A 21681-nucleotide genomic window follows, 5' to 3' on the forward strand; every position below is an offset into this window, starting at 1 on the left:
ATCCGGCGGGGTGTTGACCGCCATGGTCCTTGACCGGGGGCGGCAGAACGGGAGACATAAAGTATCGTGATGACCGCTGGCCCTGTCAGCGTGTCTTGCGCGTCTCTTTTACTCGCGGTATATCAGCGACATGACTCTGTCCGATCTCCTCATCACTGACACCGATGCCCTGAAGGCCTTCTGCGACCGGCAGAAGGGGGTACCGTTCGTCACCGTCGATACCGAATTTCTGCGCGAAAAAACGTTCTGGCCGCAGGTATGCCTGATCCAGATCGGCGGCCCGAAGGAAGCGGTGTGTATTGACCCACTGGCAGAAGGGTTGGATATGACCCCTCTGTACGGTCTGATGCGCGACCGCTCGGTGTTGAAAGTCTTCCACGCCGCCCGGCAGGATCTGGAAATCTTCCATAACCTGATGGGAGAGATCCCGGCCCCGCTGTTTGATACGCAGGTGGCGGCGATGGTCTGCGGATTCGGCGATTCGGTCGGCTATGAAACGCTGGTCAACAAGCTGGCCAAAGCCCACATCGACAAATCGATGCGCTTCACCGACTGGGCCCGCCGGCCGCTGAGTGATCAGCAGGTGCGCTATGCCCTGTCGGACGTCACCCATCTGCGGGTGGTGTATGAAAAGCTGGCCCGCCGTCTGGAAAGCACCTCCCGGGCGGAATGGCTCCAGGAAGAGATGGCTTTTCTGACTGATACCGCCAACTACCGGGTTGATCCGCTGGAGGCCTGGCGGCGGATCAAGACCCGGACCAAGACTCCGCGCTTCCTTGGCATCGTCAAGGCGCTGGCGGAGTGGCGTGAGGTCGAGGCCCAGACCCGGGATATTCCGCGGCAGCGGATGCTGCGTGATGAGACCCTGCTGGAAATTGCCGCGCATGCGCCGACCACGGCGGATCAGCTGGAACGGACCCGTGGGTTCTCCAAGGGGCAGGCCGAAGGCCGGATGGGCGCGGCGATTCTCGATGCTGTGGCCCGTGGCAAGCTGATGCCGATGGAAGATCTGCCGGACCCGCCTGACCGCAAAGAGATCCCGCCGGGTGTCGGCCCGATCTGCGATCTGCTGAAGGTCCTGCTGAAAATGCGCTGCGAAGAGCACGATGTGGCGCAGAAGCTGGTGGCCTCCAGTGAGGATCTGGAAGCGATCGCCATGGACGATGACGCCGATGTGATGGCGATGAAGGGCTGGCGGCGCGAAATTTTCGGCGATGACGCCATTGCCCTGAAGCATGGCCGTCTGGCTCTCTGCCTGTCCAAGGACGGCAAGCGGGTTGAGGCGGTGGAGATCGAGGACTGAGCCGTTTGCTCTGAGACTGTGGTCCCAAAACAATCGGGCCGCTCCCACAGGAAGGGAGCGGCCCGATTGTTTTGGTATCTTCAGGGCTGCTTCCGGGCGCGGGTCGAGGCTGTGACCTGCGCACCGGAAGGACCTGCCCGGGTGGGGCGGCGGTCACACCGTGATGATCTTCGGGGTCAGTCCCAGCTCCGCCGCCAGCCGCTCAAAGCGCTTGCTGAACAGCTCCGGGTAATAAATCGGATCTCCGGCGGGCAGGCCGAGCATCAGGGTGGTCTCCCCACGCTCCAGCCGGGTGCGGGCCAGCAGGCCGGGCGCGCCGCCGCTGATGGTGTGGCCAAGGCGCAGGGCCGCGCCGATGGTGCGCACCCGGCGGGTGCGGTCCGGGGTCAGCAGGGCCGCCGCTTTGGTCACTAAGGGCAGGTCTTCCTCGGCACTGTAGCGGTGGTAGACCGCCAGAGCCAGACCGGCCCGGTCGGTGTGGCTGAGACCCATGAACGGCAGCCGCAGCACCTTCAGGAATGCCTGCTCGGCCCGGTAATCCGGGTGCTCATCCCAGAAGATATCGCCCAGCAGGCAGGCGGCGCTGCGCAGGCGGGCAAGGTGCGGGGTTTCATCCGGGAACAGCGGGCTCATCCATTCCATCAGTTCCCGCCCGTGCTCGGGGAAGCGCCCGGCGGCGCGGGCCCATTCGGTGGCGGCGGACAGCAGCGGATCGCCGTCCCGCATGGTGTCGGGCAGCGACAGATAAAACTGGCCTTCCCGCATCCCGTAAACGGAGAACACCAGAGACTCCGGCTGGGCTTTCCGCAGCAGCACTTCCAGAAGCTGGGCGGCCAGCGGCAGCTGTGGCGCGCGGCGGCGGGAGACGCCTTTCATCTTTTCCAGACTGCGCGCCGGCTGGCGGCTGATCTGGCCGATCAGCTTCAGGGCCTGCGCATAGGGCAGGGTGAAGTTGTCCAGCACATGAATCGGGTAATCAAGCTGGGCGATGATCGCCTGTGCCAGAGTGCGCCACGACCCACCGACGGCATACAGGTGCCGCCCTTTGGCTTCCGGCAGGAAGTCGACCGATTTCAGGCGGTCTTCCATCATGTCCTGCGCCCGCTGGCGCAGGCCGTGGGAATTTTCCTGAAGGCGGAGCACCCCCAGCGGAACAGTGGTGAAGCGGCCGATGTTCATGCCGGAGACCATCACCAGCTCCAGCGAGCCGCCGCCGAGGTCGCAGACAATACCGTCGGCATCCGGCATCGAACACAGCACGCCAAAAGCGGCGCGGCGGGCTTCTTCCTCACCGGTCAGCAGATCAATGCGGATTCCGCTGCGGCGTTCCACTTCCTGAAGGAAAGCCGGGCCGTCCTCGGCATCGCGGCAGGCGGCGGTGGCCAGCACATCCAGCCGTTCCACCTTCATGGCGCGGGCCAGATGAACGAAACGTTCAATGGCGGCCAGCGCCATCGGGACCCCGTCGGGGTTCAGGCGTCCGGTGCTTTCCAGCCCGGCCCCCAGCGCACAGGTGGCTTTCTCGTTGAACAGGGCCAGCGGAGTCCGGTGCAGGCCGTCATAGACCACGAGGCGGACGGTATTGGACCCGATGTCGAGAACGCCAATGGGTTTGCGGTGGTTGGGGGAAACGAGGGTCATGCCGAGGGAAAACTCCGGCTGTCAGCAACAGAAAGCGAATGAGGCAAAAGTCTTAGCAGATTTTGCCCCGCCCCCGCCAGCAGAAGCCGACCGGGGTTGGAATCACTGTGAAAAGTCTGCGGACGGTCCGGTTTCCGGCTCCGTCCGCAGGGGTGTTCCGGTCAGTCGCGCAGGTAGGCCAGTTTCGGCACCTTCTTTATCTGATGCTGGAGGGCGCTGCCCCGGCCCGACAGCGACGGATTGGTCATGAAGTAGACGTGGGCGGAAAAGGCGCGGTCGTCACATTCAACCCGTCTGAAGGTGCCATCGGGTTGCAGGTACCAGCTCTGCGCTTCGTCCTTCAGGTTGGCGACCATGATCTGGTCCAGAACCTGCGCATGCACGGTCGGGTTTTCGATCGGCACCAGATGCTCCACCCGGTGAATCAGGTTGCGCGGCATCCAGTCGGCGGAGGACATGTAGATCTTGGCCTGACGTCCCGGCAGCTTGCCACCGTTGCCGAACACGATAATGCGGGAATGTTCAAGGAAGCGGCCGATCATCGATTTGACGCGGATGTTCTCGCTCAGGCCCGGCACCCCCGGGCGCAGGCAGCAGATGCCCCGGATCACCAGATCCACCTGTACCCCGGCACAGGAGGCGACATACAGCTTGTCGATCACCACCTCATCGACCAGCGAATTCATCTTCGCCCAGATTGCCGCCGGTTTCCCGGCCTTGGCGTTGGCGATTTCGTCGTCAATCAGGCCGAGCAGGCGGTCGCGCAGGCCGAGCGGGGCAATCGCCAGTTTGTCCATGTGTTCCGGCTTGGCATAACCGGTCATGAAGTTGAAGGCCTTCAGCGCATCCAGACACAGCTGGCGGTCGGCCGAGAAGAAGCTGAGATCGGTGTAGATCTTGGCGGTGATCGGGTGGTAGTTGCCGGTGCCAAAGTGGACATAAGAGCGCAGCTCCGCCCCTTCCCGCCGGGTAACGAGGCTGATTTTGGCATGGGTTTTCAGGTCGATGAAGCCATAGACCACGTTAACCCCGGCGCGTTCCAGATCGCGGGCCCACTGAATGTTGGCCTCTTCGTCAAAGCGGGCCTTCAGTTCCACCATGGCGGTGACGGATTTGCCGTTTTCCGCCGCCTCGATCAGGGCGGCGACGATCGGGCTGCCCTTGGAGGTGCGGTACAGGGTCTGCTTGATTGACATCACCTGCGGGTCGCGGGCGGCCTGCCGCAGGAACTGCACCACCACGTCGAAGGATTCGTAGGGGTGATGGACGATGATATCCTTCTGACGGATCGCGGCGAAGCAGTCGCCGCCGAAATCGCGGATCCGTTCCGGGAAGCGGATATTGAACGGCACGAACTGAAGATCCGGGCGTTCGTCGGTGATCAGCTTGCGGGTGTCGGCCATGCCGATCAGCCCTTCGATGCGGAACACGTCTTCCGGGGCGACATGCATTTCATCGCAGATGATCTTGAACAGGTCATCGGGCATGTCGGCATTCAGGGTCAGGCGGATGCAGTGGCCACGGCGGCGGCGCTTCAGCGCGCTTTCAAACGACTGCACCAGATCCTGCGCCTCTTCGTCGATTTCCATTTCGGAATCGCGGATGACGCGGAAATGACCGGTCTTGACCACATCAAAGCCGGGGAACAGGTGGTCAAGGAACAGCTTGACGCATTCTTCCAGCTGGAGGAAGCGCAGGTCATCGCCCGGCAGGCGGATGAAGCGGTCCAGCCCCGGCGGCAGCGGCACCAGCGCCTGCAACAGTTCCTGATCGGTGCGGCGGGTCAGGTGCAGGATCAGCGCATGGGCCAGATTGGGAATGAAGGGGAACGGGTGGGCCGGGTCAATCGCCAGCGGGGTCAGCACCGGGAAGATCAGGTCCATGAAATGGCGTTCCAGCCATGCCTTATCCTGATCGGTCAGCTGGCTGACGGCGACGACGTGGATGCCGTTGGCATCCAGTTCCTTGCACAGCTCGTTCCAGACCCGGCTCTGATGTTCAATCAGGTTACGGGCCTGTTTGTTGATGGCGTCCAGCTGCTGGGCCGGGGTCAGGCCGTCATGGCTGCGGCTGGTTACCCCGGCATGGACCTGCCCCTTCAGCCCGGCGACGCGCACCATGTAGAATTCGTCGAGGTTGGAGGCCGAGATTGACAGAAAACGCAGCCGTTCCAGCAGCGGGTGGCGGCGGTTTTCCGACTCTTCCAGCACGCGGGTGTTGAACGCCAGCCATGACTGTTCCCGGTTGATGAAGCGTTCCGGGCTGGTCGCGGTGATCGGCTGGGCGGCGGAGGGGGCGGCAACGGTCATGTCGGCATCCTGCTGAGTCGTGGGTGCGGAAAGAGATTCGCCGGTGACAGCCTTCGCGGTCCCGGGGGCGGCACCGGCCTTGGTCCGGGCGGCGGCGCGCCCGGAGTGGGTCCGGGACCGGGGCCCGGGCTTGGTGCCGGACTGCCGGGGGGATCGGGTCGAAGGGGTGTCGGTCATTGAACCTGCTCCGCGTAAGAGGTGATGCCGCAAACCACGGTCGGGAAATCATGAAATTTCCGTGTCAGTTCAACGCGGGGTCGCACCGGCACGGCTCTATCAATAAACTACGCCTGCCCCGGCCCGTCCACAGGGAACACTTACGGCGGGCAGGGGAATTCATTCCACCGGTCCCGCCATCCGGGTGCGGACCAACAGTTTTATGCCGCCAGCGCAGGAGCCCGGCCCGATGAAGCAGCTGTATCTGATGCGTCATGCCAAATCTGAATGGGATGATCCGGAGCTGGATGACCATGACCGTCCGCTGTCGGTCCGGGGGGAGCGGGCGGCGCCGCTGATGGCCGATCACCTGAAAGGGCGCGCAGTCCAGCCGGGGCTGATTCTCTGCTCCACCGCCCGCCGCACCCGCGACACCCTCGGGTTTCTGGCCCCGGTGCTGGATGGGGTGCCGGTGCTGTTTGAACGGCAGGTCTATACCTTCAATCCCGATAGCCTGTTTGACCGGTTGCGCCTGCTGGATGATGGCCTGAAGACCGTGCTGGTGGTCGGTCATAATCCGGCCCTACAGGATCTGATCCTGATGCTGACGGAAGGGCAGGCGGTGACGGCGGCGCGGAAGGCGCTGGAGGATAAGTTCCCGACAGCGGCCTATGCCGAGCTGGATCTGGATATCGGAAGCTGGCGGGATCTGGCGACCGGCTGCGGGCGTCTGGCCCACTTCATGCGGCCGCGTGATCTGGCGTAAGCAGGTAAGCCAAAACAGGCAAAATCACAAAAGAAAGAGGGGGACAGCGCACCGTCCCCCTCTTTCTGCTGTCTGATGAAGCAGGTGGTTTCCGTCAGTGGCGGGGCGCGGTGCCCACACCCGGCAGGCCGGTGGCCAGTACGGTGTTGCCACGCGGATCAATGGCGGTGCTGACCTGTTCCGCCAGACCGAGCACGGGGCCGAGCACGGCTTGCAGCCGGGACAGGGACGAGAACAGGCCCGGCAGCTTGCTGCCCAGCAGGGCCTGTAGCACGGCTTCAAGGCCATGCGGCGGGGCCGGATATGGCACCAGCGACACGTCGGCGTCGTCGGCGATTCCGGCTTCACTGCGGGCGATCCGCACGGCGGTGGAGAAATCGCCGAGCTCATCGACCAGCCCGATCGCCTTGGCATCCGCCCCGGTCCAGATCCGGCCCCGGGCGACCTGATCCATCTGGGCGGCGGTCAGCCCCCGGTTGGCGGCGGCCTTGCCGCTGAAGTCGGCATAAATCGAGTCCAGCATGCGGTCAAACCACTGGCGTTCTGCCGGGGTGAAGGGACGGTTGGGGCTCCACAGGGTGGCGTTGGGGCTGGTCTGCACCGTATCCCAGCGGATGCCCAGCTTCGCCCACAGGTCGGTCAACACCGGTTTTCCGGCGAAGACGCCGATGGAGCCGGTGATGGTGCCCGGCTGGGCAACAATCTTCCGGGCTGGCATGGCAATGAAATACCCGCCGGAGGCGGCAACGTCGCCAAGGGTGGCAATCACCGGCAGGCGCTTGTCTCGGGCGCGCATCAGCTCGCGCCAGATGCCGTCGGCGGCGATGTAATCCCCGCCGGGGCTGTTGATCCGCAGCACGATGGCCTTGACCTTGGGGTCATCAATGGCATTGCGGATCGCTTCGGCGGTGGTGTCGGACCCGATGGAGGAATACAGGCCGCTGCCGTCCACTTCGCTGGTGCCCCGGTGGACATTGCCCTGAGCCTCGATCACGGCAATGACGGTGCCATGCGGCTCGCCGGGTTCCGGCAGGCTGGCGGCGTAATCGTCCAGCCGGAAATGCGACCGGGTGCCGGTGGCGTCCTCGACCGCGGTCATCAGCTCGTCCCAGTATCCGGTGGCATCAACCAGACCGGCGGTTTTTGCCTCGGCGGCAAACATCGGCGGGTGTTGCATCAGGCTGTTGACCTTAGCCTTGTCGATCCTGCGGTCGGCGGCGACGGTCTCGATCACCTGCATCTGCCACGACTGGAACAGCCGGTCGTAGGAAGCCCGCTGCGGCGCACTCATGTCGTCGCGGATCAGGCTGTCCATGGCATTCTTGTATTCCCAGCGCTGCCCGAACTCGGCGGTGATGCCAAGGTCGGTCAGGGCCTTGTGGGCAAACGGAACCTCGGCCTGAAACCCGTTCAGGCCGAGCATGCCGGAGGGTTGCAGCCAGATTTTCTCAAAGGCCGAGGCAAGGTAATACGTGGCCGGGCTGCCGCCCATGTCGCCGAGGGAATCGGCGAAGGCATAGGTCGGCTTTCCGGCGGCCCGCAGGCGGGCAATGGCAGCCCGCAGTTCCTGCGCCTGCGCCATCGGCCGGTCATCGGAGCCAAAACGCCCGATCACCGCCTTGATGCTGTCATCCTCTGCCGCGGCATCCAGGGCGTCAATCACGCCGCGCAGGGTCGGCTGCGCCGGAAACAGGCCGCCGCCGTTGCCATGCCCGCCATCCCGGAACGGGGTGGTGAAGTCCACCACCAGAACGGTGGCGTCCGGCACATCGGGGTGTGACGGTCCGAAGGAGGACACGGCCTTCCACGCCACCACCGCCCCGGTCAGGGCCAGTGCGCCGAGGACGGCGAGAAAGGCGAGAAGGATTTTGCCAAACAGGCGCATAACAAAGCGTCTCCGCTGTGCGGTCAGAGAGGGCGTACACCGAAAGGGATCAGCGGACGACCGGATACCCGGCATCAACCCACGCCAGAATTCCTCCGGCCAGATTGACGCCGGTCAGGATGCCATCATTGGCCAGATGCGAGGCAACGGTCATCGACCGCTTGCCGGAGCGGCACATGAACACCACGGTCGCCTGCGGGTCTTCCGGCAGGGCGGTGACGTCAAACGCCGACATCGGGTTCAGCACCGCTTCGGCGACATGGCCCTGATCCCACTCGTTCTGTTCCCGCACATCAATCAGGTGCAGGGCTTTTCCGTCAGCCAGCCACTGGTGAAGCTGGTCAACACTGATTTCTTCGACGGGCAGAAGGGACATGGCGGCACCTTTTGGCGGCTGTGGCGGGGGGTGGGGCTGCCACCCCGGACAGGGTTCCCTTGACTGATAAGGGGAGGCGGCATGGGGTGCAAGCGCCTTCCCGCATCGCAGCGCGTTTTCCTGCGGATTTCCGGCGGGGGAACCCCGGTCCGCCGGTCCCGCCCAGTGTGCCGGGTCTGTCATGATTCTGCCATAAGCATGTGGTTGTCACAGGATGGGTGTTCAGGGGCAAAAAGGCGCTGTATATGAGGACGGCGCACCCGCTGACCCCGGCGGGGATGTGGCGGCCTTCCGGGCTGCCGACGGTGTTCTGACAGACAGCGGGGAGACGGCATGCTGACGGTTTACGTGCCCGGTCCGAACGGGTTGTTGCCTTATGCCCCGGTGCCGGGGACTCCGGTGCCGCCGGAGGCCGTGTGGATTGACCTGTTCCAGCCCGCGCTGGCCGAGGTGCAGCGGGTGGAGCAGGCGCTTGACCTTGCGCTGCCGACCCGCGAGGAAATGCAGGAGATTGAGGTCTCCAGCCGCCTGTATCAGGAAGACGGTGCGCTGTTCATGACGGCGGTGGTGCTGTCGCAGTCCGATACCGAACACCCGGAAACCACGGCGGTCACCTTTGTTCTGAAGGGGGACTATCTGGTCACCGTCCGCCATGCGGAGCCGAAACCGTTCCGGCAGTTCATCGCCCGGGCCAGCCGCCATTCCGCACTGAAGCGCGGCGATCAGGTGCTGAATGGCCTGCTGGAGGCGGTGATTGAACGCGCCGCTGATATTCTGGAGCGGGTGACGACCCGGGTTGATGCCCTGTCGATGGAAGTCTTCATGCGCTCCGGCTCGGCCACTTCCGGCAAGGCGGTGAAAGAGTTCCGTGATTTTCAGGAAATCCTGTCAGAGGTCGGCAAGACCGGCGATGTCGCCTCCCGCGCCCGGGAAAGCCTGATGTCGATCGGTCGCCTGCTGGCTTTCCTCGGGCAGGGGCTGCCCAAACATTCCAAGGACCCGAAGGCACAGGTCAAGGTGCTGTGGCGCGACGTGCAGAGCCTGTTGGATCACGCCAATTTCGTTGCCGGGAAGATCACCTTCCTGCTGGATGCGACGCTGGGCATGGTCAACATTGAACAGAACGCCATCATCAAAATCTTCTCGGTGGTGTCGGTGGTGTTCCTGCCGCCGACTCTGGTCGCCAGCATGTATGGGATGAACTTCAAGATTATCCCGGAACTGGAATGGACCTTCGGCTATCCGTGGGCCCTGTGCCTGATGGTGGTGTCGGCGGTGGCACCGTTCCTGTATTTCAAGCGCAAGGGGTGGCTGTAACGGCGGCACCAGCGGCGGAACCGGGTCGGATTTTTCTGTCCCGTCCGCCGGGGCGTCTCTGCTATTGTCCGCGCCCTGAGGGTGCCGGGAGAGCAGTATGACGCTGGCACCGGGGTTTTACAGATTACAGAGCAGTACGGAGTTTTCCCGAGCATGAGCGGACGCAAGTATTTCGGCACCGATGGGGTGCGCGGCACCGCCAACACGGACCCGATGACCGCCGATATCGCCCTGAAGGTCGGCATGGCCGCCGGGCGGGTGTTCATCCGGGGAACCCACCGGCACACCGTGGTGATCGGCAAGGATACCCGTCTGTCCGGGTACATGATCGAACCGGCGCTGGTGGCGGGTTTTATCTCCGTCGGGATGGATGTGGTGCTGGTCGGGCCGCTGCCGACCCCGGCGGTGGCGATGCTGACCCGCTCGCTGCGGGCCGATCTTGGGGTGATGATCTCCGCCTCCCACAATCCGTATCAGGATAACGGGATTAAGCTGTTCGGCCCGGATGGCTTCAAGCTGTCGGATGAGGTTGAGGCCGAGATTGAACACCTGATGGACAACGGCCTTCAGGCGGCGCTGGCCGACCCGTCGCATCTCGGCCGGGCCCGGCGTATTGATGATGCCTCCGGCCGCTATGTCGAGGCCGCCAAGCAGACCTTCCCGCGCGGTCTGCGCCTTGATGGCCTGAAGGTGGTGCTGGATTGCGCCAACGGTGCCGCCTACAAGGTGGCCCCGGCGGTGCTGTGGGAGCTGGGTGCCGATGTCATCAAGATCGGTGTCACCCCGGATGGCACCAACATCAACGCCGGGGTCGGGTCGCAGCACCCGGAGGCCCTGAAGGCTGCCGTTCTGGCCCATAAAGCCGATATCGGCATCGCGCTGGATGGCGATGCCGACCGCGTGGTGCTGTGCGACGAACGCGGCAATCTGGTTGACGGTGATCAGGTGCTGGGGCTGATCGCCCGGGCGCTGAAGCGCCGGGGCCAGCTGGCGGGCAATACCGTGGTGGCGACGGTGATGTCCAATCTCGGGCTGGAAACCTTCCTGCGCCGCGAAGGCATCGCGCTGGAACGCACGGCGGTCGGTGACCGTTATGTGGTGGAACGCATGCGCGAGGGCGGCTTCAATCTGGGTGGCGAACAGTCCGGCCATGTGGTGATCGGCGACCATGCCACCACCGGCGACGGTCTGGTGGCGGCGTTGCAGGTGCTGGCGGAGCTGGTGCAGAGCGGCAAGCCCGCCAGCGACATCCTGACCGTCTTCACCCCGTGCCCGCAGCGCCTGAAGAATGTGCGGGTCAAGGACAAGGCCCTTGCCACCGCCCTGCTGACGCTGCCCGCCGTGACCGAGGCGGTGGCGGCGTGGGATGAAAAGCTGAACGGGCAGGGCCGGATCCTGCTGCGCAAATCGGGCACCGAGCCGCTGGTGCGGGTGATGGCGGAAGCCACCGATCCGGCGATGGTTGATGCCATTGTCGAAGATCTGTGCGCCACCATTGAAGCGATCGCCACAGCGCAGGGGTAAGGGCCATGGCCGACACACGCGGGCGGGTGCTGATCATCGCCGGGTCGGATTCCGGCGGTGGGGCCGGGATTCAGGCGGATATCAAGGCGGTGACCTGCCTTGGCGGCTTTGCCATGACGGCAATCACCGCCCTGACCGCGCAGAACACGCAAGGGGTATTTGGCATCCATGCGGTGCCGGAAGACTTTGTGCGCGATCAGATCCGGGTGGTGATGCAGGATCTGGGGGCTGACTGCCTGAAGATTGGCATGCTGGCGACGGCGGGGATCATCCGCTGTGTCCGGCAGGCGATTGATGACTATGCCCCGACGGTGCCGCTGGTGCTGGACCCGGTGATGGTGGCCAAAGGCGGCCATCCGCTGCTGGAGCCGGATGCGGTGGATGCCCTGAAGACCACTCTGGCCCCCCGGGCGACGGTGATCACCCCCAATCTGCCGGAAGCCGGGGTGCTGACCGGTCTGTCCCTGTCGACGGAAGCCGACATGCGGGCGGCGGTGCCGCCGCTGCGGGCGCTGGGGGCGCAGGCGGTGCTGCTGAAAGGTGGGCATCTGGAGGGCGACAGTCTGCTGGATCTGCTGGTGGAAACCACGGGCGAGACTGAATACCGGGACAGCCGTCTGCACACCGCCCATACCCATGGCACCGGCTGCACGCTGGCGTCGGCGATTGCCGCCGGGGTGGCGCAGGGCCTGCCGCTGGAACGGGCGGTGGCCCGGGCCCGTGCCTATGTGCGGGTGGCGATTGAAACCGCGCCGGGGCTGGGGACCGGCCATGGTCCGCTGAACCATGCCCATACGGTGCAGCCGCTTTAACCTTTGGGCATGACGCCCCGGAAAAAGCCGCCCCGGTCTGATGTCGGGGCGGCTTTTGGTTGTCTGGGTGCCATCAGATCCGGCACAGGGTCAGAATCTCCTGCCGGGCGGCACTGTCGGTCAGGAAACTGCCCCGGCTTTCCAGCGTCACCGTATCGGCGGCGGTCTGCCGGACCCCGCGGTGAGCCATGCAGTGATGGCGGGCGACACAGGCCACCAGCACCCCTTCCGGGGTCGCGGCGGTGTTGATCGCATCGGCGATTTCGCGGGTCAGCCGTTCCTGACTTTGCAGCTGGGCTGCCAGCGCCGCCACCGCCCGGGCGATTTTCGACAGCCCGAGGATCCACGGCCCCGGCCGGTAGGCGACATGGACCACCCCGTCCATCGGCAGGATGTGATGTTCGCAGTGGCTGTACAGGCTCAGGTTCCGCAGCAGCACCGGCCCGCTGTGGCGGGGATCGTTGGGTTCCATGGCGGACCGCAGCAGCGCCACCGGGTTTTCGGTATATCCGGCGAACAGATCGGCATGGGCACGGGCGGCCCGCTCCGGGGTCCCGAGAAGATCGCGGCGCTGGGGGTCATCGCCGCTGGCGGCCAGCAGGGTCTGATATACAGCCGGGGGAAAGGTGGGGGAGGGCATGGCAGGTATCCTTAATGTTATAACATAACATTATCGGGATGGCGGACGGATGGCAAGGACCGGTCTGTCCTGACAGCGGTCAGCAGGCCGGGCCGTAAGAAAACTGTCAGACAGCATCCGGAAGGACTATTCGCAAGGCGGGAAACAGCGGCTAGAGTCAGATCAGGCCGCTGTGGTGTGGCCTGTCTGTCAGGTGGGGGTGTCCGATGGCGTCATCCCGGTCCGCATTTCCCCGGCGCGGGGACTGGTCCGTGACCCGCCTGTGGCGAAGGGCGGCGGTGTTTTTTCTGGCTATCGTGATTCTCTCAGGGGGGCTGGCGGTTTCCGCTGCTTCCCCGGCCCAGGCCGCGCAAGAGGTCATCCTCTACGGTGATGATGCCTATCCGCCTTATTCGTATCTGGAGGAGGGTATCCCGTCCGGGGTCTATGTTCAGATTTTACGGGCCGCGTTCGACCGGTTGCCGGAGTACAGCCTGACCATCCGCATGCTGCCGTGGCGGCGCAGTCTGAAAATGCTGGAACAGGGCGAGGCGGTCGGGCTGTTCCCGCCGTATCGCCGCCCGGAGGAAAGACCGTATATCGGGGCTTATTCGGTGCCGATGGCAACAGAATCTCTGGTGGTGTACTGCGCCGCTGATGTGGCGCGTGCGGTTTCCGGCAAGACTTTCCCGGCGGATTATGCCGGGCTGACCTTTGGGAACAATGCCGGGTTCCGGGTCGGTGGCCCGGCGTTTGAGGCCATGCAGCAGGCCGGGATGCTGACCGTCAATGAATCAGCCGGGACCGCCCTGAACCTGAAGATGCTGCTGGCCGGACGGGTACAGTGTTACATCAATGACCGTCTGGCGATCAGGGTTACCCTGAACCGCCTCGGCTCTGACGGTGATGGGGTGATGGAGACGGCGGTGATCCGGGAAGAACCGGCCTATATCGGCTGGTCGAAACCGGCGCTGGAAACCGTGGACTGGCTGCCGGAACTGACCCGCAGGCTGGATGCGGTGTTGGAGGCGATGCAGGTGGATGGATCCATTGACCGCATCATCGGATCATACGGAGGATAGGCAACAGAGTAATGCGACAGGGTAAGACACACTCACCGGCCCGGCGTCTGATGCCGGGGGCTGTGGTGCTGATGGCGCTGATGGGCGGTGCTGCCCCGGCGCTGGCGGCGGATCTTGCCTGTCCGGATTTTGCCCCGTTCAAGATGACCGGTATCCCCAACAGCCGCCCGGGGATTGATGTCGAGGTTTTGGGGGCGGTTTTTGCCAGTGTGCAGGAGCCGGTGCGGTTTCAGCCGGTGCCGTGGAAGCGGGGGCTGGAGCTGGCGCGGGCCGGGCGGGTGGATGGCCTGTGCGGCTGTTCCCGCCGCCCGGAGCGGGAGCAGGAGTTTCTGTTCTCCGATGTGTTGGGGGAACATCATCAGGGCCTGTTCACCCGGGGGAACGGTGCGGACAGCCCCTATAAGGCCCTGACGGACCTGAAGGGGCGGATGGTTGCCGTGGTGCGTGGTTACGCCCTACAGAAGGATCTACAGGACAGTGGTGCCGAGGTGATGGAGGTGGTCGACGATGCCCAGCTGGTCAGGGTGCTGTCCAGCGGCCGGGTCGATGCGGTTTATACCTACCGCGATGTCTTCCGCTACCACGTCGGGCAACTGGGAATCCCGGAGGGGTTTATTTATCACCCGATCCGGGTGGAGTCATATTACCTGTGTCTGTCGCGGGTACTGCCGTCTTCAGCGGATCTGATGGACCGCTTCAACCGGGGTCTGAAGGACCTGCGGCAGAGTGGTGGCTATCAGAAAATCTGGGACAGTTACGGGTCGGGGTCGTGATTTCCCCGTCCGCCCGCCGTGCCGTCAGGCCGCCAGCGGTGTGACCAGCGGCGAGAGGAAGGTGGCGTCATCCTGTTCCCGCAGGGCCCGGGTCGGGTGCCCGGCGTCATCGACCAGCCCGAAACGGTGCAGGTGGCCCAGAATTTTCAGATAATGGGACCGTGCCTGCGGCGTATCGACCCCTTCCAGCCAGTTCTGTTCGGCAAAGGCGCAGATGGCGGGCTGATCCAGCTCCACCTCCCACAGGATGCCGAGCAGGGACGCCAGAGCTTCCTCCATTTCCCGTTCGGCCCCGAAAACGGTCATCGCCGCGTCGGCTTCACCGCGCAGCCCGGTTTCCGGCCCGGCCCCGAGGCCGAAATCCAGCGCCGTCCGCCGTTCCGGTGCGCAGACCTGAAGATGGGCGACGTCGTGAACGATCACCGACGGCTCCATCTCCACCCGCATCACCTGACCATCCCAGGTATAGCCGCCGGTCGGCGGTTCCCACAGGACCCCCATGCCGAAGCTTTCCACCAGGGCCACCGCCTGTTCCTGATGGCGGCGGTCCTGCGACAGGGTCAGCGCCTCATCCGGGGTGTACTGCATGGTGGCCCCGATCCGGGCCAGCACCTGCCGGGCCATCGGCACCAGCGGCGACGGATCTGCCGCAAGGTTGCGGTCGAAACGGGCCAGCAGATCCGGCAGCTCGGACAGGGTGACAGGAGTCAGCATCATGGTGGTGGATACCGGGTCTGGGCGGAAGAGGAGGGTGTGCTACCGCAAATGTCCGGGGATGACAAGACCGGAAGAAAATTATGGAATTAGACTGATTCCTGACTGAGGCCGGAGGCGGGAGGAGGCCTGCCTCCGGCGGGGGATCAGACAGCTTTGACGTTCTGGAGGAAGCCATGGATCAGGCGGTGCATTTCCGTGCTGCGTTCGTTCAGCTCGGTGGCGGCGGTCAGCACCTGCGTGGCGCAGGCCCCGGTTTCCTGCGAGGCCTGATTGACCCCGACGATGGTGTCGGAAACCGTGCGGGTGCCGGTAAAAGCCTCCTCCACCGTGCGGGCGATTTCCTTGGTGGCGGTGTCCTGCTGATCAACGGCGGCGGCAATGGCAACGGACTGGTGGCTGAGGGCGCGGATGGACTCGGCCATATCGCTGATGGCGCTGACCGCCGTCTGGGTCTCCGCCTGCACATGGCCGATCTGTACGCTGATGTCCCCGGTGGCTTTGGCGGTCTGTGAGGCAAGGGTTTTTACTTCGTTGGCAACGACGGCGAAGCCTTTCCCGGCGTCTCCGGCACGGGCGGCCTCGATGGTGGCATTCAGGGCCAGCAGATTGGTCTGCCCGGCGATGGCGGTGATCAGCCCGACCACCGAACTGATCTGTTCCGCCGCCTGCGCCAGCGCCTGCACCTGTCGGCTGACCCGTTCGGCGGTTGCCGTGGCGTGTTCCGCCTGCTGCGAGGAGGTGGCGACCTGACGGCTGATTTCGGCGATGGAAGACGACAGTTCCTCGGTGGCGGCGGCGACGGTCTGCACATTGGCGCTGAGCTGACCGGAAGCGGCGGCCACCCCGTCGGACTGGCGGGAGGTCTCCTCGGCAATCGCCGCCATGTTCTGGGCACTGCCCTGAAGGTCTGCCGCCTGTTCGTACAGGTGCTTAACCAGTGCGCTGGCTTTGGCATCAAAGTCATAGGTCAGGGTCTCAATCCGGCTGGCACGCGCCGTGCGCTCCTCGGCGGTGGCGCGGTCACGGGTTTCGGACTGCTGACGGGCAATGGCGTTTTCGCGGAAGATCATCAGGCCACGGGCAATATCCCCCACCTCGTCGCCGCGCCCGGTGCCGTCAACGGTGACGGTCAGGTCCCCCGCCGCCAGCGCATTCAGGGTGGTGACGCTGCGGCTGATCGGCAGGGCAATGCCATTGCGGGCAATATACACGCCGAAGGTCACGCCGATCAGCAGCCCTCCGGCGGCGGTGGCGATCAGGATCAGCCGCACTGAGATCATGGTTTCCTGCGTTGCCGTTACCAGCGCGCTGCCCTCGTCATCAATGGCGGTGACGAAGGTATCCAGCCGCTGACGCATCTGGGACTGGTTGGCCTGACTGAGGCGGGCCATCTCCAGCACCGCGCGCTGGGCGGCGCTGATATCACCGCCCTGATTGGCCCGGGCGGTGGCAAGGGTGTCATTCAGGCTGCTTTCGTAGGCGGCATAATGGTTGCCGATTTCTTTGAGCAGGACTTTCTGATCGTCACGGGCGGAGTGTTCGGCCGCCGAGAATGCCTGCCGGATTTTATCTTTCTGGGTCTCAATCTGTTTGGAAACGGTGTCGTACAGCCCGGTGTCCGCCGCCAGCTGGTACTCGCCCCGGGTCAGCCGCAGCGAGGCTTTTTCAAGGGCTGCACCGGCCTTCAGCATGGCGATACCGGTGCTGAGGCTGCCGGTTTTGTCCTCGACGATGCTCAGGGCCTGCAATCCGACACCGCTGACCAGCAGCAGCAACGCCAGAAGGACGCCGACCAGCAGGGTTACTTTGGTCACAATGCGCATGGATGACAGGTGAAGCATGATCTGCGGCCTCTGCCCGGTAAGAGGGGAAGGAGACGGCGATCGCGGTCGGGATGTTTCCGATGGGGGTCTTCCCGTTCCGGTCGACCCCTTCATTACGGGGCAGGGGCGAAGGACTGTCATCCAGTGTGACGGAAAAAAGGCAGTTTTGTTGCTGCGCGTACAACAGCAGTGCCGGAGCGGAAACCGGGGAAAAGCGTGATGCCCCCCTTTCTTCGGGGTCCGGTCGGAGGGAGGTGCGAGGGCTTCGTGATCCTTTCCAGAGGGATAGGAGGGCAGGAACAGCCCGGGCACGCGGCGCGGACTGTCCCTGTCCGGGATCTGTGGATCAGACCGCCTTCACCCCCTGAAGGAAGCCGTTGATGAGACTCCGCATCTCCGTGCTGCGGTCACTCAGCACCGTGGCGGCGGTCAGCACCTGCGTGGCGCAGGCCCCGGTTTCCTGTGACGCCTGATTGACCCCGACGATGGTGTCAGAAACCGTCTGGGTCCCGGCGGAGGCCTCCTCCACCGTGCGGGCGATTTCCTTGGTGGCACTGTCCTGTTGCTCGATGGCGGCGGCAATGGTCACCGACTGGTCGCTCAGCAGCCGGATCGCCCCGGCCACTTCGGCGATGGCGGCGACGGCGTTCTGGGTTTCCGCCTGCACCCGGGCGATCTGTACCCCGATTTCGTCGGTGGCGCGGGCGGTCTGGGTGGCCAGCGACTTGACCTCGTTGGCGACGACGGCAAAGCCTTTTCCGGCATCCCCGGCGCGGGCGGCCTCGATGGTGGCATTCAGCGCCAGCAGGTTGGTCTGCCCGGCGATGGAGGTGATCAGCCCGACGACGGAGCTGATCTGTTCCGCCGTCTGGGCCAGTGACTGCACCTGACGGCTGACGTTTTCCGCTGTTGCCGTTGCCTGTTCCGCCTGCTGGGAGGAGGTGGTGATCTGGCGGCTGATTTCGGTGATCGATGCCGCCAGTTCCTCGGTGGCGGAGGCGACGGTCTGCACGTTGGAACTCAGCTGGCTGGAGGCGGCAGCAACACTGTCGGACTGGCGGGAGGTTTCTTCGGCAATGGCGGCCATGTTTTCGGCGCTGCCCTGAAGTTCTGATGCCTGTTCATGCAGGTGTTCGACCAGCGTGCTGACCTTGCGGTCAAAGTCATCGGTCATCGCCTCAATCTGGCGGGCGCGTTCGGCGCGTTCTTCCATGGCGGCCCGTTCCCGCGCATCGGCCTCGCGGCGGGCAATGGCGTTCTCGCGGAACACCATCAGGCCGCGGGCGATGTCGCCGACCTCATCCTTGCGGTCGGTATCGGGGATGGTGACCTCCAGATTTCCGGCGGCCAGACCGTTCAGCGCGCTGACCCCCCGGCCCAGCGGCAGGGCAATGCCATAGCGGGCGATGTAGACGCCGAACACCACACCGACCAGCAGACCGGCGGCGGCGGTGGCCACCAGCGTGACCTGCACGGCTCCGGCGGTGCTTTTCGTCGCCTCGGTCAGGGCATCGGCCTCGGCGGTGACGGCGGCGGAGAAATCTTCCAGCGCCTTCCGCATGGTGGTGGCGTCGGCCTGACTGCTGCGGGTTTCCGTCAGCAGGCGGGACTGGGCCTCGCTGAGAGAGACGCTTGTGATGCCCTCAGCCACGGTCAGGGTGGACTGGAGGTTTTTGGTGTAAGTCAGGTATTTGTCGTGGATATCGTCCAGTGCCGCCTTCTGGGCTGGGGTGGCGACACTGCGGGCATCGGTGAAGGCCGCCTCGACGGTGGTGCGGTAGCGGTCAATATCCTTTTTGGCGGCGTCCAGAACGCTGACATCGGCGGCAATCTGCACTTCGCTGCGGGGCAGGCGCAGCACGGATTTCTCCAGCACATTCACCGCATCGGTCAGGGTACTGGACACCGCCAGTCCCTCCGTCTTGGTTTTTATCATCGACAGGGCCGTCAGTCCGATGCCGCTGACCACGATCAGCAGGGCCAGCAGCACGCCGACCAACAGGGAGACTTTGGTCAGAATACGCATGGAAGCGAGAGAGGCCATTTTCCATGTCTCCGGGCTATTATGTTGATATTCTTTGTTTTTAACGAAGCCAGCAGGATGACGGGGCCAAAGCCCGGCCTGCCTGATCTGCCGGTGGGCGGCGGATCAAGGGCGGGGATGGCTGCTCTTATTCACCTGTGGCCTGTGATGGAAAAATGCGATGGGCTGCATCCGGGGAAAAAGGTATACGCATGGTTGGTCGGCCTCCCGCCTTGGCTGTTCATGGTAAATGGGTGATAAAGGAGGCCGCGTGTGACAGCCGCCCCAGTTGCCGCGCTTTTCCTTTGCGGGGAAATGCACTAGAGCGTTTTCAGCAAAAGTGGACACCGGTTTTGCGGTTGAAAACGCTCTAACTTTTTAAAAAGAGAGCATTTTCTTCGATTGACCGGATTCCACTCAATCGGAAAATGCTCTAGAAGCGGTTCAGGGAAAGTCGGGAGTGCCAGAGATGACCAGTACAGACAGCCCGTTTTCGGTGGTGCATGACCCGGTGGCCGATGCCGCCGACCTGAAAACGGTGCGGGATTTTATCCGCTACGGTGTCAGCCGCTTTAACCGGGCTGACCTGACCTATGGGCACGGCACCACCAATGCTTTTGATGAAGCGGTGTTCATGGTGCTGGAAACCCTGAAGCTGCCGATTGATCAGCTGGACCCGTATCTGGAGGCGCGTCTGACCCGGTCGGAACGGCAGGCGGTGGCGTCGATCATCGATGCCCGGGTCACTACCCGCAAGCCGGCGCCGTATCTGACCAACAGCGCCTATATTCAGGGGGTGCCGTTCTACGTTGATGAGCGGGTGATCGTGCCGCGCTCCTACATCGGAGAGCTGCTGTTTTCCGAGATGTTCGGCGGCGAGGATTTCACGCTGGTCGAGGACCCGACGGACGTGACGCGGGTGCTGGATCTGTGCACCGGCTCCGGCTGTCTGGCCATTCTTGCCAGTCAGATCTTTCCGGATGCCACGGTTGATGCGGTGGACCTGTCGCGGGATGCGCTGGACGTCGCCCACCGGAATGTCAGCGATCATGGTCTGGAAGACCGGATCACCCTGCTGCACGGCGACCTGTTCGCGCCGCTGAAGGGCCGGAAGTACGACCTGATCATCACCAATCCGCCCTATGTTGATGCCGAGGCGATGGCCGCCCTGCCGCCGGAATTCCGGCACGAGCCGGAAATGGCGCTGGGGTCCGGGGTGGATGGCTTTGACATTGTCCGCCGGATCCTGAAAACGGCGGCGAAGCACCTGACCGAAGACGGTGGCCTGATCTGCGAATTCGGGACTGGCCGGGAAGTGCTGGAAGAGGAATTCCCCGATGTGGACTTCCTGTGGCTGGAAACCGCCAACAGCTTTGGCGAGGTGTTCTGGCTGACCCGCGATCAGCTGGCGGATATCCGCTGACGGGATGGTGCCGCCGCGCCCGTGCGGCGGCACCGGCCTTTTGTGCGGATCTGTGATGCTATCTTTCATCGGAACGGCCGCTTCGAGTAGGCTATAGTGGAAAAAGTCCGTTCACAAACGTCTTAAGGCAAAGACGTCTGCTGGCAGACCGCCGGTGTGGCTGTCTGGTCCGGTGTCTGCTGTGGGATGCTGCGTCCGGTCCGGGGCTGGTTCAGCCGGGGCGGGGGGCGGTTTGGCGGTGAGAAACGCTGCGACGCTTTAACAATGGGGCATGCCCTCCGATAAAGCGCCCTGCGCTTGATCAGAAAATGCTCTGGACCTTTACGGTCTTATGGCTCGTGATAGACCGTAAAAGGCGATTTTGGTGCGCTTTGCCCGGCCGGATGACCGAGGGCGGCGCTGTGGAAGAATCCGAATATTTTCTGATCTACGGCTTTTTTAGGCTCTGGTTGTGCGAATGATACGGAAAAAATCAGGGGTCGGCAAGCCTTGACGACAGACTTTCGGATTACTTTTCACAGCATGGAAAAATTCCGTCTGTTGAAGGGGTGGAATGGTCCGAATTAATTCTGATGATCCGGTGATGATGCAGAAAAAAATCCTGTCAGATCAACCGGAACTGGCCCGCCGCATCTCCGAAATGCTGGCCCGTTTTCCGTCCCGGAAAGCGGCGTCCCGGGTTGCCGGTAAAACGCAGGAAACCATCACCGCATGGGGGAAGGGAGAGGGGCTGGCCCAGTTTCTGGCTCTGGCGGCGGTGGCGGCGGAGGTGAATATTTCCCTCGACTGGCTTGCCTTTGGCGGGCCGGTGCCGGACGGGCAGGATAATTCCCCTGCGGATACACCGGATCAGCAGGGGCCGGACTCTCCGCCGGTGCGCCATACGGAATGCGTGCAGCTGGCGGAAATGGCGGTGCGGACCACGTTGGACTGGCTGGCCGCCAACGACATCGATCTGCCGGGGCCGATGCTGGCCCGGCTGATCTCCAAGTCGTTCCGGGCCCTGATGGATGCACCGTCTCTGTACCGGATGTCGGTGGAGGACCAGCAGGCGGTGGTGATACAGATGCTGAACGATGGGCTGGATCTGCTGCGCCCGGCCGGGGAATGAGCGGGGGCTCCTTTATCTCCC

Annotated in this window: 17 protein-coding genes; 9 read left to right on the forward strand and 8 right to left on the reverse strand. The window is 63.9% G+C overall.

The window, feature by feature from the left end; genetic code table 11:
• Window positions 1-130 precede the first annotated feature (130 nt).
• A complete protein-coding gene (gene rnd, locus FHS48_RS12040; RefSeq protein WP_184263799.1) occupies window positions 131-1303 on the forward strand; it encodes a ribonuclease D in 1173 nt (390 codons plus the stop codon).
• A gap of 153 nt (window positions 1304-1456) precedes the next feature.
• Here the strand turns inward: rnd and FHS48_RS12045 are convergent, their stop codons facing one another.
• The gene (locus FHS48_RS12045) at window positions 1457-2944 is read right to left on the reverse strand and encodes a Ppx/GppA family phosphatase (protein ID WP_184263800.1); all 1488 of its coding nucleotides are present in this window, start codon (window positions 2942-2944) and stop codon (window positions 1457-1459) included.
• Between the two features lie 161 nt (window positions 2945-3105).
• Window positions 3106-5253: an RNA degradosome polyphosphate kinase gene (locus FHS48_RS12050; RefSeq protein ID WP_184263837.1), complete on the reverse strand. Its 2148-nt coding sequence runs from the start codon at window positions 5251-5253 to the stop codon at window positions 3106-3108.
• Between the two features lie 406 nt (window positions 5254-5659).
• On the opposite strand from FHS48_RS12050, the gene FHS48_RS12055 reads away from it, so the two are divergent.
• Window positions 5660-6175 carry a SixA phosphatase family protein gene (locus FHS48_RS12055; RefSeq protein ID WP_184263801.1) on the forward strand — a complete coding sequence of 172 codons (516 nt, stop codon included), beginning with the start codon at window positions 5660-5662 and terminating at the stop codon, window positions 6173-6175.
• A gap of 94 nt (window positions 6176-6269) precedes the next feature.
• On the opposite strand, the gene sppA is transcribed toward FHS48_RS12055, so the two are convergent.
• Window positions 6270-8060: a signal peptide peptidase SppA gene (sppA, locus tag FHS48_RS12060; RefSeq protein ID WP_184263802.1), complete on the reverse strand. Its 1791-nt coding sequence runs from the start codon at window positions 8058-8060 to the stop codon at window positions 6270-6272.
• Window positions 8061-8109: 49 nt separating this feature from the next.
• A complete protein-coding gene (locus tag FHS48_RS12065; RefSeq protein ID WP_184263803.1) occupies window positions 8110-8436 on the reverse strand; it encodes a rhodanese-like domain-containing protein in 327 nt (108 codons plus the stop codon).
• A gap of 333 nt (window positions 8437-8769) precedes the next feature.
• Between FHS48_RS12065 and corA the strand changes: the two genes are divergently transcribed.
• From corA to thiD, 3 genes are all read left to right on the forward strand, one after another.
• Window positions 8770-9753 (forward strand): magnesium/cobalt transporter CorA, encoded by a 984-nt coding sequence (gene corA / locus FHS48_RS12070; protein WP_184263804.1) that lies wholly within the window; start codon window positions 8770-8772, stop codon window positions 9751-9753.
• 153 nt (window positions 9754-9906) lie between these two features.
• On the forward strand, window positions 9907-11277 hold the full coding sequence (gene glmM / locus FHS48_RS12075; RefSeq protein WP_184263805.1) for a phosphoglucosamine mutase: 1371 nt from the start codon (window positions 9907-9909) through the stop codon (window positions 11275-11277).
• Window positions 11278-11282: 5 nt separating this feature from the next.
• Window positions 11283-12089, forward strand: a complete 807-nt coding sequence (gene thiD / locus FHS48_RS12080; protein WP_184263806.1) for a bifunctional hydroxymethylpyrimidine kinase/phosphomethylpyrimidine kinase — start codon at window positions 11283-11285, stop codon at window positions 12087-12089.
• 73 nt (window positions 12090-12162) lie between these two features.
• On the opposite strand, the gene folE is transcribed toward thiD, so the two are convergent.
• Window positions 12163-12729, reverse strand: a complete 567-nt coding sequence (gene folE / locus FHS48_RS12085) for a GTP cyclohydrolase I (RefSeq protein WP_184263807.1) — start codon at window positions 12727-12729, stop codon at window positions 12163-12165.
• 251 nt (window positions 12730-12980) lie between these two features.
• Between folE and FHS48_RS12090 the strand changes: the two genes are divergently transcribed.
• Entirely contained in the window at window positions 12981-13790 is an 810-nt protein-coding gene (locus FHS48_RS12090) for a substrate-binding periplasmic protein (RefSeq protein ID WP_184263808.1), read from the forward strand.
• An 11-nt stretch (window positions 13791-13801) separates the two neighbouring features.
• On the forward strand, window positions 13802-14563 hold the full coding sequence (locus FHS48_RS12095) for a substrate-binding periplasmic protein (RefSeq protein ID WP_184263809.1): 762 nt from the start codon (window positions 13802-13804) through the stop codon (window positions 14561-14563).
• Window positions 14564-14587: 24 nt separating this feature from the next.
• Here FHS48_RS12095 and FHS48_RS12100 read toward each other — a convergent pair whose 3' ends face one another.
• The 3 genes from FHS48_RS12100 to FHS48_RS12110 all read right to left on the reverse strand — a co-directional run bounded on the left by FHS48_RS12100 (window position 14588) and on the right by FHS48_RS12110 (window position 19147).
• Window positions 14588-15280 (reverse strand): hypothetical protein, encoded by a 693-nt coding sequence (locus FHS48_RS12100; protein WP_184263810.1) that lies wholly within the window; start codon window positions 15278-15280, stop codon window positions 14588-14590.
• A 143-nt stretch (window positions 15281-15423) separates the two neighbouring features.
• Entirely contained in the window at window positions 15424-17121 is a 1698-nt protein-coding gene (locus FHS48_RS12105; protein ID WP_184263811.1) for a methyl-accepting chemotaxis protein, read from the reverse strand.
• Window positions 17122-17449: 328 nt separating this feature from the next.
• Window positions 17450-19147: a methyl-accepting chemotaxis protein gene (locus FHS48_RS12110; protein WP_184263812.1), complete on the reverse strand. Its 1698-nt coding sequence runs from the start codon at window positions 19145-19147 to the stop codon at window positions 17450-17452.
• A 448-nt stretch (window positions 19148-19595) separates the two neighbouring features.
• On the opposite strand from FHS48_RS12110, the gene prmB reads away from it, so the two are divergent.
• Together prmB and FHS48_RS12120 are read left to right on the forward strand one after the other, a co-directional pair.
• Window positions 19596-20549 carry a 50S ribosomal protein L3 N(5)-glutamine methyltransferase gene (gene prmB, locus FHS48_RS12115; protein WP_184263813.1) on the forward strand — a complete coding sequence of 318 codons (954 nt, stop codon included), beginning with the start codon at window positions 19596-19598 and terminating at the stop codon, window positions 20547-20549.
• 583 nt (window positions 20550-21132) lie between these two features.
• Entirely contained in the window at window positions 21133-21660 is a 528-nt protein-coding gene (locus FHS48_RS12120; RefSeq protein ID WP_184263814.1) for a hypothetical protein, read from the forward strand.
• The last annotated feature ends 21 nt before the right edge of the window (window positions 21661-21681 follow it).

Origin of the sequence: Novispirillum itersonii (assembly GCF_014205675.1) — a bacterium.
GTDB classification, from domain to species: domain Bacteria; phylum Pseudomonadota; class Alphaproteobacteria; order Rhodospirillales; family Rhodospirillaceae; genus Novispirillum; species Novispirillum itersonii_A.